The sequence below is a fragment of the Kordia algicida OT-1 genome (assembly GCF_000154725.1).
GTDB lineage: Bacteria > Bacteroidota > Bacteroidia > Flavobacteriales > Flavobacteriaceae > Kordia > Kordia algicida.
Window position 1 is genome coordinate 3940745 of the sequence record NZ_DS544873.1, and the last position, 16760, is coordinate 3957504.

The following is a 16760-nucleotide window of genomic DNA, read 5'->3' on the forward strand; positions in this document are numbered from 1 at the left end:
AAAGGGAACATCTTTTGAAAATTTCGTAATTTTCAGTCAAAATACTGATTGATGATTAATAAAAAGATAGATACGGTACAACAAGCAGTTGAAGGAGTCAAAGACAACATGACTTTAATGCTTGGAGGCTTTGGTTTATGCGGAATTCCTGAAAATGCCATTGCCGAATTGGTGAAACTTGGCGTAAAAAATCTCACGTGTATTTCTAACAATGCAGGTGTGGACGATTTTGGCTTAGGATTTCTTTTGCAAGGACGCCAAATAAAAAAAATGATTTCCTCTTATGTAGGAGAAAATGATGAATTTGAACGTCAAATGCTTTCGGGCGAACTTGAAGTAGAACTTACGCCCCAAGGAACACTTGCAGAAAAATGCAGAGCCGCACAAGCAGGATTTCCCGCATTTTACACACCTGCAGGTTACGGAACTGAAGTAGCCGAAGGAAAAGAATCTAGAGAATTTAATGGAAAAATGTACATTCTTGAAAAAGCGTATGAAGCCGATTTTGCTTTTGTAAAAGCTTGGAAAGGAGACGAAGCTGGAAACTTGATCTTTAAGGGAACCGCTCGAAATTTCAATCCGTGTATGTGCGGTGCCGCAACCATTACAGTAGCTGAGGTTGAAGAATTGGTGCCTGCTGGCGAATTAGATCCAAATCAAATACACATTCCAGGAATCTTTGTACAGCGTATTTTTCAAGGAGAACAATATGAAAAACGAATAGAACAGCGTACGGTGCGAACACGTTAATTTGAAAATTTGATGATGGATTAATTTGAAAATAAAGTTGAAAAGAACCGCTCAGTGAGAAACGACAAAGACAACATTATTATAAAACGAACTTTTGACTTTTCCATTCAAATTATCAAATTTTCAGAAAAATTAAGGAATTTGCACAAGTACGAAATGGCTTCGCAAATTTTTAGAAGTGGAACATCTATTGGAGCTAATATTAGAGAAGCACAGAATGCAGAAAGTAAGGCAGATTTTATTCATAAATTCAAAATTTCAGCCAAAGAAGCAGACGAGCTAGAGTATTGGCTGTTGCTTTGTAAAGAGTCAGAATTTTATCCAAATCCATCACAACAATTACATGCTGATCTACTAACAATAATAAAAATAATAAGTAAAATTATAGCAACATCTAAAAAGAGATGAGTTAATTTAATAAGATTTACAAAAGCTTCTAGTGAAAAGAAATTATAAAACGAAAAAGGAGCGCATCATCAAATTTTCAAATGAACACATTTTCAAATCACATATAAAATGTTAGACAAAAACGGAATCGCAAAAAGAATTGCAAAAGAAGTAAAAGACGGTTACTACGTAAACTTAGGTATTGGAATACCAACGTTGGTTGCCAACTTTGTAAGAGACGATATAGAAGTAGAATTTCAAAGTGAAAATGGCGTGCTCGGTATGGGACCTTTTCCCTTTGAAGGTGAAGAAGATGCAGACATTATAAATGCAGGAAAACAAACCATTACGACTTTGCCAGGCGCAAGTTTCTTTGATTCAGCAACGAGTTTCTCAATGATTCGTGGAAAGCATGTCGATTTAACTATTTTAGGAGCGATGGAAGTTGCTGAAAATGGCGATATTGCCAATTGGAAAATTCCAGGGAAAATGGTCAAAGGAATGGGCGGCGCTATGGATTTGGTCGCTTCCGCAGAAAATATAATCGTAGCAATGATGCATACCAACAAACGAGGTGCATCCAAACTACTAAAAAAATGTTCACTGCCGCTTACAGGCGTTGGTTGTGTCAAAAAAATAGTAACCAATCTTGCAGTGCTTGAAATTACTTCGGAAGGTTTCAAACTATTAGAAAGAGCTCCAGGCGTTACGGTTGATGACATCAAAAATGCAACGGAAGGAACACTAATTGTCGAAGGAGAAATCCCAGAAATGCAGCTTTCATAACATTCAGAAAAATCTTCAAAAATCTTACAAAAGCGTCGTATTATTAACAATACGACGCTTTTTTTAGTTCCATCTCCCAAAAAAACTAAAATACGTATAAAAAGATCAATTTTCATGCTTAAACAACAGGTTTTCAGACGATTGTACAACTGCGAATAATTTATGTTTATCGAAACTTTTCGTGTGTTTCGTCGAAAAAAAATGTATTTAATCGGATTATTCACAAAAAATTAACATATTTGATACGTTTTTGACAATCGTCGAAAAAAATAAAGACCAACTTAAAAACTTTTTTATGAAAAAAAACTTTACACTTTTATTGTTGAGTTTTTTATTTGTCGGAATGTCGTTCGCTCAGGAGCGTGACTGTTCTACAATGGAAAACCTAGAGTACAGAAAACAACTTGATCCGCAATTGGAAGCTCGTATGCAACAAATCGAGGACTTCACAAGACAGCGAATTCAAGAATTGGGACCACAAGAAAGCATTACAGGAAATATTATTACAATTCCTGTTGTAGTGCACGTAATCTACAATAATTCACAAGAAAATATTAGCGATGCACAAATTCAATCACAATTAGATGTATTGAATGAAGATTTTAGAAGAACCAATGCTGATGCAGACAACAGATGGTCACAAGCTGTTGATACGGAAATTCAGTTTTGTCTGGCAACAGTTGATCCTAACGGAAATGCAACTACAGGAATTACAAGAAAATCTTCTACTAGAACTGCATGGGGAACTAATGATGCTATGAAAAGTACTGCTCAAGGTGGAGTTAGTCCTTGGAATACGTCAGAATACCTGAACATGTGGGTATGTAATATTGGAGGCGGAATCTTAGGATACGCACAATTTCCTGGCGGAAGTGCTGCAACCGATGGCGTTGTAATGAGTCCACAGTATTTTGGAAGCAGTGCTAAAGGATCAGGATTTTACCTTTCTGCACCTTTCGATTTAGGAAGAACGACAACACACGAAGTAGGTCACTATTTAAATTTACGTCACATTTGGGGAGACGGCGGATGTGGAGTTGACGATTTTGTATCTGATACACCAACTTCTGACGGACCAAACTACGGATGTGATACTACACATGTTTCATGTGCAAGCACAGATATGGTACAAAACTATATGGATTACTCAGATGATTCATGTATGAACTTATACACAGCAGGACAAAAAGCACGTATGCGTGCTGTATTAGATGTTGGAGGCGTTAGAAGAAGTTTAGCGTTGTCTGATAAATGTGGAGGAACACCACCACCAGCACCAACATGTAATGACGGCATTCAAAATGGAGACGAAACAGGAGTTGACTGTGGAGGTTCTTGTGCGCCATGTCAATCAGGTTGTTCAGATAATGAAGTAACTTTAACAATTACATTTGACAACTATCCAGAAGAAACTTCTTGGGCTATCGTAACAGATGGAGGAACAACAGTTGCATCTGAGAGTTATTCAGCATCAAATCCTGATGGTTCTACAGTAACAGAAACATTATGTTTACCAAACGACTGTTACACATTTACCATCAACGATGCTTACGGTGACGGAATTTGCTGTACTTACGGAAGCGGGTCATACACATTAACAGGTCCAGACGGACAAATTGTATCTGGAGGAAGCTTTACATCTTCTGAAGCTACAGACTTCTGTTTAGGAAGTACACCGCCACCAGCGCCAACTTGTGATGATGGAATTCAAAATGGAGACGAAACAGGAATTGACTGTGGAGGTTCATCATGTGCACCATGTCAAACGGGAGGAACTACAGTATTACACGAAGGATTCTTTGAAACAGGACTAGACGGATGGACTGATGGAGGAAGCGATTGCTACCGTTACAGAGGCTCTCGTTCTTACGAAGGAGACTACTCTATCAGATTAAGAGATAACTCTGGTACAGCTTCGGCAATGACATCAGAAACATTTGACTTACGAGGATTCGATCAGGTAGAATTTACCTTCTATTTCTATCCAAATTCAATGGAAAATGGAGAAGATTTCTGGGTACGTTATTACAACGGATCATCTTGGAGCACTGTAGCAACGTATGCTAGCGGAAGTAGCTTTACAAACGGAAGCTTCTATACAGCAACGGTAACTTTAGATAGTTCTAATGTAAACTTCGCATCAAACTCAAGATTTAGAGTACAGTGTGATGCAAGTGCAAACGCAGATCAAGTATATATTGACCAAGTAACAATTACGGGTATCAATGGAGGCGGAGCAAGAGCAGCTGATGGAATTCAGGCATTGCGTTCTGGACCACAAGGTTCTATTGCAGGAGACTTCTTAATGACGCCAACAGTAACTCGTGGAGATATTACGATCAACTTAGCAAGCTACAATGTAAACTCTGCATACAGAATTCTTAACTTAATGGGACAAACTGTAAAAACAGGAAACCTTAAAGACGGAAGACTAAACGTAAGTGAATTGAAATCTGGAGTTTACTTACTTGAAGTAACAGATGAAGAAGAAAAAATTATTCAGAAGTTCGTAAAGCAATAAGCGATACTTCTCAATAACTTTATAAAATTGAAAACTCCCAAGTGTCAAAGCTTGGGAGTTTTTTTATTTCTTTTAATTTGAGATAAATTTCATAGCGCGTCCGTTAATCTTAGAAACACCATCTACTTTTTTGACACTGATAATGTCTTCTGCATAAAATAGATATTTTTCCTTTTGAATAATATCTAATTGTAGCACTACTTTCTTTTGTTCTCTTTGTAAATCTCTATAATTAAAATGCTTTATTTTTTCATATGCTTTTTCGCTTAGGTAAACTCTCATAATACTATCTGTATCGACATATAAGAATATTTCTGCTGCTGTTGAAATTTTATGTTTTTCCATATCTGCCAAGAATCGAACCAATTCCATGCTATTCTTATATTTTTCAGGATTGGCAAGCGCAGCATCTATTCTTTTAACAACATCTTGATATTGTGCTTCTGTAGCAACATGATAGTTGGTGAGTGAAACTGATTTAAAAGTAAGATCGCCAGTCACTTTATATTGAGTAGGTTTGATGGCGCAAGCAAAAAAGAATGCACTACAGATAAATAAAAAGAGATATTTCATAATGTGATTTTAAAATTTAAAGTTATATAAAAAAAGACAAAGCGGCGTAGCCAGCTATAACCCTTACCGCTTTATCAATTTTAAAAACAGCAGATATTCAATACATTAGAACATCACTATTTTACCCAACCTCAAACTATATTTTAATTTTTTATCATGCATCGTCAACAACTTATTACAACTTTGACACAAATTCTGTAACGGTTTCACCTGTTCGTTTTCTAAAGGCTTTTGTAAAGGATTCACTTGTGCTAAAACCTGCTTCTTTTGCAATAGCACTTACGGTATACTTTCTAAAATGCAGATTATTTTGAAGGGAATTTATACTGTGTTCAACACGTAAATCATTGATATAATTTCTAAATGATTTTGACTTATAGGTATTGATAACTTTCGATAAATATTTTGTGTTTGTCTGTATTTTTTTGGCGAATTCGTGTAGTGTAATTTTAGACGTTAAGAATCCTTTTTCTTGCTCAAAAACTCTTAGGTTTTCAAGAATTTCAGAAATGATAGTTTCATCAATATCAAGTTGATTGTTTGTTGTTTTTTCAGAATCCTTTTTCTCTTTGTTTTGATATTTTTCTAAAAGGGAAACAATTTTTTCGAGTCGTTTATCACCACGTTTATTAAAAAAGCACAGCACACCAAATAATAGTACTAAAAACAATGTAATACCTGCTAAGGTATAATATCTAATTTCAAATTCTTGTTGTTTTTGTGTTAAGGCAACAATGAGTTCTTGTTGTTTATTTTGTATTTGTAGACTATCTAATTTTTGGTATGAAACAGTAGTTAAATAAGCATGATTACTATCCTTCCGAACAGGCTCACTTGCTTGTGTATTACATACAAATAAGATGCTAAAGCCTAGAATTAGTATGAGATTTTGTATAAGTTTCATGGTGAAATGTGTTGTGTTTTTTTAATATTTTTATTTTTAAAAAAGCCATGCCGATAGCTGGCTATGCTTATGTAAGCATGGCTTTTAGGGTAATCATAAAAAAAAGTGATTGTTATTTATGCTTGAAGTTTTGAATAAATTTCAAGCAAGATCAATCTGTTTAGTGATCGTTTTGTAACTTTTTTATGCGCTCGTTGTTTAAACGTGTTTGTGAGTTCATCAGTTTTATTAGTTTAATTGCTAATACAATTCCCAAAACAATTACAAATAAGATAAAAACTAATGTAAATATCTGAAAGATTCCAGCGAAAACTCCAAATGCGTCGATATTATTTGCTGACTCCATGATTTGTTGGTTTTAGAGTATTAATTTTTCTTCTTTTTGATAGAGTCATTTTTCTTAATCTTAATTGATCTACCAAGTAGTGAATCTGTTTGTTTGATATACTTTTCTAAATCTTCCATTGAATTAAACTTAGGAGAATTAGTAGTTTTTGTCATGTTATTGAGTTCGAAGGAATCACCTTTGAAGCGTGTTTGTAATTTTAATAAAACACAAGTTTGTTTCGTACTATATTTTCCAGCTATATAAGGATCTAAATGTTTTCTAATTAAATTAGGAGAAAGAGAATCTTTAAGTGATAGAATAACTTGATTTTTAACAGAATCATTTTTTAAAATTTTTTCAAGTTGTTTGTCAGTTAGCTTCAATTTTGATTTTAGTAAATCAGTATTATTGGAGGCAACAGTTGATATTGTTTTCCCATTAATTACTTTTCTATTAGAACTGCAATTATAGCTTGAAATAAATACTAACAATGCAATTGTTATCATTAAAATTCTCTTTTTCATTTGACACTTATTTAATTATATCTGAATTACCGTCAGCACCATCATATTTATTAATTTCCATAGTTATAATGCATCTTATGTCAATAGCAATAACTATATTCGGTTGAAATTCCTAATGCCTACAGCAGGCTTTGCTCATATAAGCTTGATTTTCAAGAAACTTATAGAGAAATACTTTTTAATGATCTTTTTTCTTCTTTTCTTCTTTTCTTTCTTTAATTTTTCTCCTCAGGAAACTACCTACTGTATATCTAAATACAATTAACGCTAAAATTCCGATTAGTAAACCTTTATAATTTTCCATTAAATTTATTTTTATAATGCATGTCCCGCCGCGACACAAATTCCAAATTCTGCAACTAATAAAATAGTTCCCCAACCTGTTAGACCTGCGACAAACTTTTTTGCTACTTTCTTGAAAGCCTTTTTTAAAGCTCTCCCTTTTACTTTTTTACCATCTAAAGCATCTCTTAAATCTGCAAGAGAATCTAAACCTAGCGTTGATATTGCACATCCGCTAATTATACCCCAATTTTGTGCATTAGCAGTTTGTACACCAAACATAGAAGACATAAGCTCTAATTCATCATTATATACTAATCCTTCAGCTTCAGCTTCTACAACTAATATTGCGTGAACTAGAGGAATCATTGCTGATTCATCGGCACCATCTAATGCTTCTACAATATCAGTTTCAGTTAATTCTCTTGATAATAGAAAATTTCGAGCAGCCTGAATTGCTGGATCCATAGCCTCAACAGTTGGTTCTTGTGGTATATCAAAACACATGCTAAATCCAAATGCTACAGGGTCATTCGCCACATTACCTTCATTGTCATCAACTACCACAGGGCGTGTTCCTGAATCGTTCCCTAAGTCGATTACTTCTCCTATCGTATCAACATCAGTCGCATCAATAACACCTGTATTTGAAGAACCGTTTGAATCATCTTGATTTAATAATAAACACATCTTAAAAGTAAGGATTTCATCTGTATTTTCCTTTGATAAATCATTTCCTTTTTTATCTCCTTTATAATTACTTTTTATAATGTTAATTTCTCGTAATTTTTCACTTGATTCATTCAATGCCTCAATAAAACTACTTTTTAATTCTTTATCATTTTCATCTTCAAAAGTGCTATCAGTTTGACAAGCCTGAAAAATGAGGACACCTGATAATAGTGTTAGTTTAATCATAAAGATAGCGAACAATCCTTTTCCAATCCTTTTAATTCCGTTTTTCATTATTTTATTAATTTTTAAAATACACCTACTCGTTCGTTTTTCGGTTTCCACGACTGTTTTTTAAAGTGAATAGTGACACTTTAACAAACATTTGCTGCGATGTGTATTAAAAAATACCTATCTTTGATTTGCAGATTGTAGGCAAATGTTTATTTGTTTACTCAAAAGGCTTTCGCTGTAGCGGAAGCTTTTTTTATTAAAACTTTTCTTTCAATTAAAATTTATAATATATTTTAGTTGTTAGATTTTTTTGATGATGTAAAATTAGTTCTTAATAGTAAGGTAAAGCAAATAATAACAACCTATTTTCAGTGAATTTTACTCAAAAAAATATATAATATTTTGATATTCAGTGCCTTAAAAATAGGTATAGAGAAATCAATTTCACCCTATTTTCTCAGAAAATAGGGTGAAATTGGAGTTTTGTCCATATTATAAAATGTAAAATTTAATGTTTGGTAAAATTTATTATAATATTTTTTTTCTTTTTTCTTTTATTTTGGTAATGGGGCAACAAAATTCTGTTACTATTAAAATAGATACATTGTCAAATAAAAGCTTTGCAGAATTAAAAGATATCTTCTATGAAAATAGTGGTAATTCTTCGATAGCAAGAGATATTGCACAGTTTACACTTCATAAAGCTACAATTGTTAAAGATAACAGAGCCATTGCAAACAGCTATATTAGATTGTATGCAACGTATTTTAATGACATAGTAAATGGAAAGAAATATTTAGATAGTAGCATTGCAATTTCTGAAAGATACAACCTAAAAGATTTATTGGCAGAAAGTTATTTTTATAGAGGTAGCTTACATTATTACTCAGGAAAAGATGAAGAGGCTTCATATGATTTCTTAAAAGCTAAATCTTATGTTACTGAAAAAGAAGGAATCTACTATAAAATTATTTTCAATATAGGTATTTTAAAAGTAGATATTGGGAAAAATGAAGAGGCTATACAATTATTTGAAGAATGCCTAAAATATGATTTAGCCAATGGAAGAGACAAAACAAGAAAACAAGACTTCTCGGAAACCCTCTACGCATTTTCGACTGCTTACACAAATATTAAGCTACATGACTCAGCGACAAAATATTCAACAAAAGGGTATAAATTTGCAAAAAAATTAAATGACTCTTCTCATTTAATGTTTACTTATATTGAAGGTAATAATAAGTTTTTTCAGAAAATGTACAGAGAATCTAAAGATAGTTTACTAAAATCCATCCCATACCTTGCTGAAATTGAAGATTTTCCTAATCTTGCTATAGCATATCATTATTTAGGGAAAATAAATGAGATACAAAGTAATGAGGAAAAAATGATATCATATTTCAAAAAAGTAGATAGTATTTTTGATGAAACTGGATATGCTTACCCTGAAACACGGAAATCTTATGAATCCCTAATACGCTATTACGAAAAAAATAATGATTCTGAGAATCAATTATTTTATGTGAAAAAATTGCTACATATAGACAGTATTTTAAACAACAGATATCGTAATATAAGCACTTCAATACATGAGGAATTTGATACTAAAAACCTTTTAATTGAAAAGGATTTTTTAGAATCAAAACTTAAAAGATCAGAAGAATTTGGAAACAAATCTAGAAGAAATATTTATATTCTAATTACACTATTATTAGGTTTATCTACTATATTGATTTACAATTATAAAAAAAGAAAAAAATATAAAAAGAAGTTTCTTGAATTAATGAAGCTGACAGATACACCTATATCTAGTGAAGAGGAAACTAGAGTTGACAACGAACCTATTTCTGATTTAGACTTAAACGAAGAAACTATTAATAGTATATTAAATAAATTAAAAAGTTTTGAAGGAGAAAAGGGCTTTTTACAAAAAGGTATTACATTAAATTTAGTAGCTAAAAAGTGCGACACAAATTCTAAATATTTGTCAAAAATCATTAATAAACATAAAGAAAATAACTTTCGTAATTATATAAACAGTTTGAGAATCGAATATGTAGTGAAGGAACTTAAAGAGAATAGAAACTTTAGAAAGTACACTGTTAAAGCAATAGCTGATGAAGCAGGTTTTTCTAATAGTGAATCTTATTCTAGAGCTTTTTATAAATTCACAGGAATTCACACATCATATTTTATAAAAAATATAAATCACTGATAATCATTAATAAAATAAATAAAAATGACCTATTTTCACGGAAAATAGGGATGTAGTTGGAAAAAACGATCAATTCTGATGATGAATACCATAAATTTACATCAAACAAAAATTAAAGAACAAAATTATGAAGAAACAAAGAAAATTAAAGTTATTAATTACCAAAGTGTCTAATTTAAATAATTCAGTTTATAACATATATGGAGGAAACACTGACGCAAATTGTGAAACAACTGACTGTGATGCTACTAATCATGATACTTGTGGTTGTGGTGGTGCAGGAAAGACAAAGTCTACTTCCGTAAAAGTACAATGTTTCACAACTACACCCAATATTTGTTAAAAATAAATAACTTATTAATTTAATGGGTAAATTAATTAATTTACCCATTTTTCAATATAACTAACAATGTCAATGAAAATATATAATTTAATTATTCTATCAATAATGCTTTTACTTTCAACGTCATGTAAATCTCAGTCTTTTAGACCAGAAACCTCTGTTAATAATTCTAAAATCATTGAAAAAAGAGTGAATTTAACAGAAGATGAGATTAAAAATTGGCAACATAAAAGTTTTTCAAAAGATACAATTTTTGGTATTAGTTCTGAATTAGCTTATGATTTTATAGAAGGGAAAAAAGGGATGGAAATAATAGTTGCAATCATTGACCTAGAAGTAAATATTAACCATAGAGACTTAAAAAATAAAATTTGGATAAATACGGATGAAATACCAAACAATAACATCGATGATGATAAAAATGGATATGTAGATGACATAAATGGTTGGAATTTTTTGGGAACAAAAAAAAATGATCCCACCATACATCACAAAAGTACAGCAGTAAGAATACTTAAAAAATACAAACACTTCAAAAATTTAGATGAGTCAAATATAGAGTCTAAGGACTTAAAAGTCTATAGATTATATAAAAGAGCCGAAAAATACCAAAAGGAGAAAATTGAAGAAGCAAAATTAAATCTCGAATATTTTCAAGGATTTAAAGAAAGGTACTTAAAACTCAAAGATACAATGAATGTATTATTTAATAAAAAAGATTTTACACTAGAAGAACTAGATTCTTTATATAAAAAAAATACTGATACAATAATTAAGCAAAAATTAGCAAGTACCCGATATTTAATTAAAAATGGAATTGATGAAAAAAGAATAAATCAAATTCTTAATATTCATAAGAATAATATAGAGAAAACTTATAATATAGAACATTTTGATAGGCTAACTAACGACGATTTAAATGATATAAATGATTCTATATATGGTAACAATAATGTCTTTGGAAATGCAAAAATGGATCATGGAACAAAAGTAGCAGGGATCATTGCCGCAAACAGAGATAACGAAGATGGAATTATTGGAATTGTAGATAATATAAAAATTATGCCAATAATAATTTCTAGTTATGGAAATGAAAATGATAAGGATATTGCATTAGCTATAAGATATGCAGTTAATAATGGTGCGAAAATTATCAATATGAGTATTGGAAAAGAATTTTCAATAAATGAAAAATGGATCAGTGATGCAATAAAATACGCTGAGAAAAAGGATGTTTTAATAGTATCAGCGGCAGGAAATGAAGGATTAAATTTAGATGATAAAAAAAATTATTATTATCCTAATGACATGGATGAAAATAAAAATGAAATTTTAAATAATTTCATTGCAGTTGGTTCTTCAAACTATTCAAACGAATTAATCTCAAATTATACAAACTATGGAAAAAAAACAGTTGACATTTTTGCTCCTGGAGAAGATATAAAAGTTCTTACTTGGAATGGTGTTGATACTGATTCAGGATCGTCTCTTTCATGTGCTATTGTATCGGGTGTTGTTGCTTTGATCAGATCATACTTTCCTAATTTAAATGTCATAGAGGTAAAAAATATAATTTTAAAATCGGGAATTTCCAAAAATATAATGGTTTACAAACCTAGTCCTGAAGGTAAAGAGAAAGATGATAATAAAGTCCCTTTCAGCTCCCTATCAAAATCAGGAAAAATAGTCAATGCTTACAATGCACTACTCATGGCGGAAGAAGTCTCTAAAAAGAAGAAAAAGAAAAAACGTAAATAATTAAAAAGTTATCATGTATATAATTTGGACACTCATAAATACGGCATTAGTCATCCTGTTTTGGGCATTAGTATTAACGCTATTCTCCAAAGGAAAAAAATTATTTGACAACAAATACGGCAATGCTATTATTGTACTATTTGTAATTGGCGTTATCGGTATGTTGAGCTTTAAGGAAATTGATGTTAACGACAATAGGTACGTTTCAAAAACGAAAATAGATCAAAAAGATCGTGATAAAATAATATCAATAAACAAACGATTGGAAAAAAATAGCGCTTTTCATATATCACTACACGCACGGTATTTGGAAGAAACCGATAAAGCCACCCTATTAAGCGGATATGCAACTAGAAGTGGTTTTACATCAGGGTTTCAATGGAAATCAGGTGCAGTTGTGATTAATAAAAATAAAACTGGAGAAATAACGTATCAGGCTACAGGAATATTAAAGTGGAATTTACTAGGAATTAATATCTATACAGAAAGTAAATATTACGAAGGTACACTCAAGGAAGCTCCGTAGTTAAACTTGTAATTAACGAGAGCTTGACATAAATGTATTCAAAATTTTATCCAAGTAATTTTATCTCGCAACGATATTAACTACCGCACCAAATGAATACTAATTGTAGCAATTTCATCACTCGGAAAACAATAGGAATGTGTTGGGTCAATCGTAATTCCCGCTTTTGAAATCGCTTCCAAAAACACATCCAACTCTACAATATACTGATCGGAAAAACCATGTGTCACATCATACGCCGTACAAGGTGTTCTGCCTAAATTCATCGCAACAGTATCTGGAGAAACGGTATGCAATTCAATAAACAACAAACCATGATGTTGAATATACGGTTTCCACTTTTCAAAGTGTTCTACCAAGCTCTGCGCAACGTCACTATTATGCAATTGCTTTCCACGATGTGCAAATGCTCCTGTTGACAATAAATTCCCCGTATACGAAGCTTTAGGTACATTAAACGGTCGGTTATGATCTAAAAAAGAACGCACATTCAGTAATTCTCCCAACTTTACATTGTACAATTCTTGTAGCTTCCTATCAATTTCCGCAGGATTTCCAATATCGCCCCAAACAACTTCCGCCCAAACATTCGCTTTCTCTAAATTTCGTTTCGTACTCAACAACGCTTCCTTATTATAATCAGCACCAATCAAAATTAATTTATTGTTGCTTAAGTCATCTTTGCGTTGGGTTTTATTCCAAATTAAATCAAAAATATGCTCTAGCAATGCGCCATTTCCACAACCAACATCAATAATTCCTTTCGGTTGTTCGGCAAGTGGTTTGTTAAAAATATCGACCAAAACAGCATCAAACTTATTAAAATAAGTTGCATGACTGCCGCCACTTCCCCAAACATTCATACCACGAAACACGTGCTGTTCATTTCCTAAATGATCTTGCTTAAAAAACGGTAAAAAATCTCCAGTCAAATACGTTTCCATATGGTTCATAATAGGAATGTACGAAGTAGTAACACCGTACGCATAACTCTTAGCAAACAAAAATTTTCCTTTTTTAGTAAGTCCATTATCATCATACAAATCTAGCAAGCGCAACACTTTTTGAAGCGACTCATCTTTCAAAAAACGAACGGTTTCAATATTTTCTAAATCACCGTGATATCCCAAATATACCAACATCGGCGCTAGCAAAACTCCTTCCAAATGCACAGCAATCTCTACCTTAAAATATGCATCAGTTTGCAAGGCTTTCTTCGCATTTGCCAAATAAGCAGCAAACGCAAGCAAATAATCTGTTCTCAACGATGAAAATTTAAAAGGACTTTTAAAAAGTTCATAATAATGATGAAACAACGCTTCAAAATATACGTAATGTGTAATGTGTCGCTGAAAGGCAATAAACTTTGCGGTAGTTTCAATGCGAACAGCTTCTTGCGTTACCTCATAATTCAAAATTCCTTGCGAGGACAAACTACGCAAAGCAACATTTAAATATCCTGAGTGAAATTGTGGAAACTTTTCAAGAAGAAAGGAAAGAGAAGTTGATTTTTCAGAAGCTAAAAAATCAAAAACGGCATGGCGTTCCAACACAGCAATACTCGCGGTAATGGCAATGCCATCTTGATGTTTAAATAAAAGTGATCTAAATGCCCGTTTTTCTTCTCTGGTTAAGTTCATATCTCTTAAAGATACAGAATTTTAAAATGCAGTTAAAAGAAAAAGAACTGAAGAATTCGTATCTTCAGTTCTTTTAAAAAAAGCTTATATGCTAAAATTTATATACTAAGTTGGTATATCACATACGTCTCCTGGAAATTTAGTTGGTGGAAGAGGTTCTGGCTCTGGAGGAATAGGGCAAAACTTTACGGTTTCTGGCCAAAAAGAATCGTCTCCTCCATGTACTTTTTGTAATCCCTCTAAACTAGAAATCGTTTTTTTGTGTAACGATAAATTTTTTAATGTTTGTTTCTTCATGATATAACGTTATTTATGTGTGTATCATAAAATTAAATGCTACAAAAGTAGTGTACAAGACTGAGTTTCTGAAAAGTTGTTTTGAGTTGTTGTAATAGAAAAAAGTAAAACTAAATCCCTTTCGGAATCGCGTCAATGAGCTTTTGTGTGTAAGAAGATTTCGGATTTGCATAAATAGCATCTGCTTCGCCCAATTCTTCAATCTGTCCAGCATTCATTACCAATAATTGGTCGGAAATATACTTCACAACCGCCAAATCATGCGAAATAAAAATATACGTAAAGCCAAAATTATCTTTCAGTTCGTTTAGCAAATTCAGTACTTGTGCCTGAACCGAAATATCCAACGCAGAAACCGATTCATCACAAATAATCAACTTTGGTTGCAACGCAATGGTGCGCGCAATTCCAATTCGTTGTCGCTGTCCGCCAGAAAACTCATGCGGATAGCGTCCATAATACGAAGCGTCCAATCCAACACGCTCTAGCAATTCGAGTACTTTTTCCTTACGTTCGGTGTCGTTTGTGTACAAACCGTGTACTTTCATCGGTTCCAAAATGGCAGTTCCAATGGGAATTCGCGGATTCAATGAAGCAAAAGGATCTTGAAAAATAATCTGAATCTCTTTGCGCAAACTTCGGATCTCACGTTTAGACAACTTCGTAATGTCTTGTCCTTTGTACAAAATCTCGCCTTCTGTTGCTTTGTGCAATTGCAAAATTGTATTGCCTAACGTAGATTTTCCACAACCAGATTCGCCCACCAAACCGAGCGTTTCGCCTTCATATAACGAAAAACTTACGTCGTTTACTGCTTTCACTTCCGTAGATGTACCAAAAATGCCTGCGCTGCTAAAAAACGACTTTGATACGTTCTTTACCTCCAGCAAAGGCGCTTTCGCGTAAATGGACTCATGATGACGTTTTCGTTCCTCGGCAGAAACTACTTGCTGCGAAACGGTGCCTGCCAACACATCTTGAATCGTCGGTAGCTTTTTCAATCGAACATCTAACGAAGGTTTTGACTGCAATAACGCTTTGGTGTATTCGTGTTCAGGATGTAAAAACAGCTTGGAAGTTTTGCCATGTTCTACAATATTGCCTTGATACATCACTACAATTTTATCGGCAATTTCACTGACCAAAGACAAATCGTGCGAAATAAAAATAATGCCCATTTTAGTCTCTTGTTGTAGCTCTTTCAATAACAAAATAATTTCCTTCTGAACCGTTACGTCCAATGCTGTCGTGGGTTCGTCAGCAATCAATAACTTGGGTTTACAAGCAATTGCCATCGCAATCATAACACGTTGTTTTTGTCCGCCACTCAACTGATGTGGGTATGAGCTGTACATTTGGGCAACACGTGGTAACTTTACCTTTTCAAACAATGACAAAACAGTTGCTTTCACCTCTTTTTTTGTGCAAAATTTGTGTTGTAACAATACTTCTTCTACCTGTTTCCCGCAGGTCATAGAAGGATTTAAAGAACTCATAGGTTCTTGAAAAATCATGGAAATTTCATTTCCGCGTAAGCGTTGAAACTCCTTATTAGAAAGTGAAACTAAATTTTGATCCTTATAAAGGATTTCCCCAGTAATAGTGACATTTTTATTCGGTAACAAGCCTAAAACAGCTAATGAAGAAACGGATTTTCCACTACCAGACTCACCAACTATACCCAGAATTTCATTAGAGGATACGGAATAGGAAATTCCATGAATAACTTCATTATCTTTAAAAGAAATGCTGAGGTTTTGTATATCGAGTAGTGTTTGCATTACTCAAATGTACACAAACAAATTGAGTTTTGCTCAAAAAAAGCAGCGTTAAAATTAGTTCAAAAAAACATTTTTATTTCTATTTTTTTCTATAAAAAAAGTAAGGTATAAACATCGTTTATGCGTTTAAAAAACACAAAATGTAGGAAATTCTTAAAAAAATATGTAATTCATCGAAAATTTACATAAATTCTTAAAATATTAATAAAAAATTAACACTTTTGATTCGTTTCAATGAA

Annotated in this window: 17 protein-coding genes; 8 read left to right on the forward strand and 9 right to left on the reverse strand. The window is 32.6% G+C overall.

The genetic code is table 11. The features are described 5' to 3' along the window. Positions 1–51: 51 nt before the first annotated feature. The 4 genes from KAOT1_RS16875 to KAOT1_RS16890 all read left to right on the forward strand — a co-directional run bounded on the left by KAOT1_RS16875 (position 52) and on the right by KAOT1_RS16890 (position 4444). Positions 52–750, forward strand: coding sequence for a CoA transferase subunit A (locus KAOT1_RS16875; protein ID WP_007096084.1), 699 nt, complete (start codon positions 52–54; stop codon positions 748–750). A gap of 54 nt (positions 751–804) precedes the next feature. Continuing rightward, positions 805–1158 carry a four helix bundle protein gene (locus KAOT1_RS16880; RefSeq protein WP_007096085.1) on the forward strand — a complete coding sequence of 118 codons (354 nt, stop codon included), beginning with the start codon at positions 805–807 and terminating at the stop codon, positions 1156–1158. A 108-nt stretch (positions 1159–1266) separates the two neighbouring features. Beyond that, complete coding sequence (locus KAOT1_RS16885) at positions 1267–1923, forward strand: CoA transferase subunit B (RefSeq protein WP_007096086.1); 657 nt, start codon at positions 1267–1269, stop codon at positions 1921–1923. 295 nt (positions 1924–2218) lie between these two features. Next, positions 2219–4444, forward strand: a complete 2226-nt coding sequence (locus KAOT1_RS16890) for a M43 family zinc metalloprotease (RefSeq protein WP_007096087.1) — start codon at positions 2219–2221, stop codon at positions 4442–4444. 72 nt (positions 4445–4516) lie between these two features. On the opposite strand, the gene KAOT1_RS16895 is transcribed toward KAOT1_RS16890, so the two are convergent. From KAOT1_RS16895 to KAOT1_RS16915, 6 genes are all read right to left on the reverse strand, one after another. Further along, positions 4517–5017, reverse strand: a complete 501-nt coding sequence (locus KAOT1_RS16895) for a hypothetical protein (RefSeq protein WP_007096088.1) — start codon at positions 5015–5017, stop codon at positions 4517–4519. A 175-nt stretch (positions 5018–5192) separates the two neighbouring features. After that, complete coding sequence (locus KAOT1_RS16900; protein ID WP_007096089.1) at positions 5193–5921, reverse strand: helix-turn-helix domain-containing protein; 729 nt, start codon at positions 5919–5921, stop codon at positions 5193–5195. A gap of 160 nt (positions 5922–6081) precedes the next feature. After that, positions 6082–6267 (reverse strand): hypothetical protein, encoded by a 186-nt coding sequence (locus KAOT1_RS16905; RefSeq protein ID WP_007096090.1) that lies wholly within the window; start codon positions 6265–6267, stop codon positions 6082–6084. 20 nt (positions 6268–6287) lie between these two features. After that, a complete protein-coding gene (locus KAOT1_RS16910; protein ID WP_157560163.1) occupies positions 6288–6773 on the reverse strand; it encodes a hypothetical protein in 486 nt (161 codons plus the stop codon). 178 nt (positions 6774–6951) lie between these two features. Further along, positions 6952–7077, reverse strand: a complete 126-nt coding sequence (locus KAOT1_RS23695; protein ID WP_007096092.1) for a hypothetical protein — start codon at positions 7075–7077, stop codon at positions 6952–6954. Positions 7078–7088: 11 nt separating this feature from the next. Beyond that, the gene (locus KAOT1_RS16915) at positions 7089–8021 is read right to left on the reverse strand and encodes a hypothetical protein (protein ID WP_007096093.1); all 933 of its coding nucleotides are present in this window, start codon (positions 8019–8021) and stop codon (positions 7089–7091) included. Between the two features lie 451 nt (positions 8022–8472). On the opposite strand from KAOT1_RS16915, the gene KAOT1_RS16920 reads away from it, so the two are divergent. The 4 genes from KAOT1_RS16920 (at position 8473) to KAOT1_RS16935 (ending at position 12803) form a co-directional block, all read left to right on the forward strand. Next, positions 8473–10176, forward strand: coding sequence for a helix-turn-helix domain-containing protein (locus tag KAOT1_RS16920; RefSeq protein ID WP_007096094.1), 1704 nt, complete (start codon positions 8473–8475; stop codon positions 10174–10176). A gap of 127 nt (positions 10177–10303) precedes the next feature. Continuing rightward, positions 10304–10519: a hypothetical protein gene (locus KAOT1_RS16925; protein WP_007096095.1), complete on the forward strand. Its 216-nt coding sequence runs from the start codon at positions 10304–10306 to the stop codon at positions 10517–10519. A gap of 72 nt (positions 10520–10591) precedes the next feature. After that, positions 10592–12277: a S8 family peptidase gene (locus KAOT1_RS16930; protein ID WP_007096096.1), complete on the forward strand. Its 1686-nt coding sequence runs from the start codon at positions 10592–10594 to the stop codon at positions 12275–12277. Between the two features lie 13 nt (positions 12278–12290). After that, a complete protein-coding gene (locus tag KAOT1_RS16935) occupies positions 12291–12803 on the forward strand; it encodes a hypothetical protein (protein ID WP_007096097.1) in 513 nt (170 codons plus the stop codon). Positions 12804–12883: 80 nt separating this feature from the next. On the opposite strand, the gene KAOT1_RS16940 is transcribed toward KAOT1_RS16935, so the two are convergent. The 3 genes from KAOT1_RS16940 to KAOT1_RS16950 form a co-directional block, all read right to left on the reverse strand. Beyond that, positions 12884–14443 (reverse strand): class I SAM-dependent methyltransferase, encoded by a 1560-nt coding sequence (locus KAOT1_RS16940; RefSeq protein ID WP_007096098.1) that lies wholly within the window; start codon positions 14441–14443, stop codon positions 12884–12886. A gap of 105 nt (positions 14444–14548) precedes the next feature. Then, positions 14549–14740, reverse strand: coding sequence for a hypothetical protein (locus KAOT1_RS16945; RefSeq protein WP_007096099.1), 192 nt, complete (start codon positions 14738–14740; stop codon positions 14549–14551). Positions 14741–14850: 110 nt separating this feature from the next. Then, entirely contained in the window at positions 14851–16521 is a 1671-nt protein-coding gene (locus KAOT1_RS16950) for an ABC transporter ATP-binding protein (RefSeq protein ID WP_007096100.1), read from the reverse strand. Between the last annotated feature and the right edge of the window lie 239 nt (positions 16522–16760).

Coding starts and splice junctions, on each gene's coding strand:
- KAOT1_RS16875 (WP_007096084.1), top strand. CDS start 52: ATGATTAATAAAAAGATAGATACGGTACAACAAGCAGTTGAAGGAGTC.
- KAOT1_RS16885 (WP_007096086.1), top strand. CDS start 1,267: ATGTTAGACAAAAACGGAATCGCAAAAAGAATTGCAAAAGAAGTAAAA.
- KAOT1_RS16890 (WP_007096087.1), top strand. CDS start 2,219: ATGAAAAAAAACTTTACACTTTTATTGTTGAGTTTTTTATTTGTCGGA.
- KAOT1_RS16895 (WP_007096088.1), bottom strand. CDS start 5,017: ATGAAATATCTCTTTTTATTTATCTGTAGTGCATTCTTTTTTGCTTGC.
- KAOT1_RS16900 (WP_007096089.1), bottom strand. CDS start 5,921: ATGAAACTTATACAAAATCTCATACTAATTCTAGGCTTTAGCATCTTA.
- KAOT1_RS16905 (WP_007096090.1), bottom strand. CDS start 6,267: ATGGAGTCAGCAAATAATATCGACGCATTTGGAGTTTTCGCTGGAATC.
- KAOT1_RS16910 (WP_157560163.1), bottom strand. CDS start 6,773: ATGAAAAAGAGAATTTTAATGATAACAATTGCATTGTTAGTATTTATT.
- KAOT1_RS23695 (WP_007096092.1), bottom strand. CDS start 7,077: ATGGAAAATTATAAAGGTTTACTAATCGGAATTTTAGCGTTAATTGTA.
- KAOT1_RS16915 (WP_007096093.1), bottom strand. CDS start 8,021: ATGAAAAACGGAATTAAAAGGATTGGAAAAGGATTGTTCGCTATCTTT.
- KAOT1_RS16920 (WP_007096094.1), top strand. CDS start 8,473: ATGTTTGGTAAAATTTATTATAATATTTTTTTTCTTTTTTCTTTTATT.
- KAOT1_RS16925 (WP_007096095.1), top strand. CDS start 10,304: ATGAAGAAACAAAGAAAATTAAAGTTATTAATTACCAAAGTGTCTAAT.
- KAOT1_RS16930 (WP_007096096.1), top strand. CDS start 10,592: ATGAAAATATATAATTTAATTATTCTATCAATAATGCTTTTACTTTCA.
- KAOT1_RS16935 (WP_007096097.1), top strand. CDS start 12,291: ATGTATATAATTTGGACACTCATAAATACGGCATTAGTCATCCTGTTT.
- KAOT1_RS16940 (WP_007096098.1), bottom strand. CDS start 14,443: ATGAACTTAACCAGAGAAGAAAAACGGGCATTTAGATCACTTTTATTT.
- KAOT1_RS16945 (WP_007096099.1), bottom strand. CDS start 14,740: ATGAAGAAACAAACATTAAAAAATTTATCGTTACACAAAAAAACGATT.
- KAOT1_RS16950 (WP_007096100.1), bottom strand. CDS start 16,521: ATGCAAACACTACTCGATATACAAAACCTCAGCATTTCTTTTAAAGAT.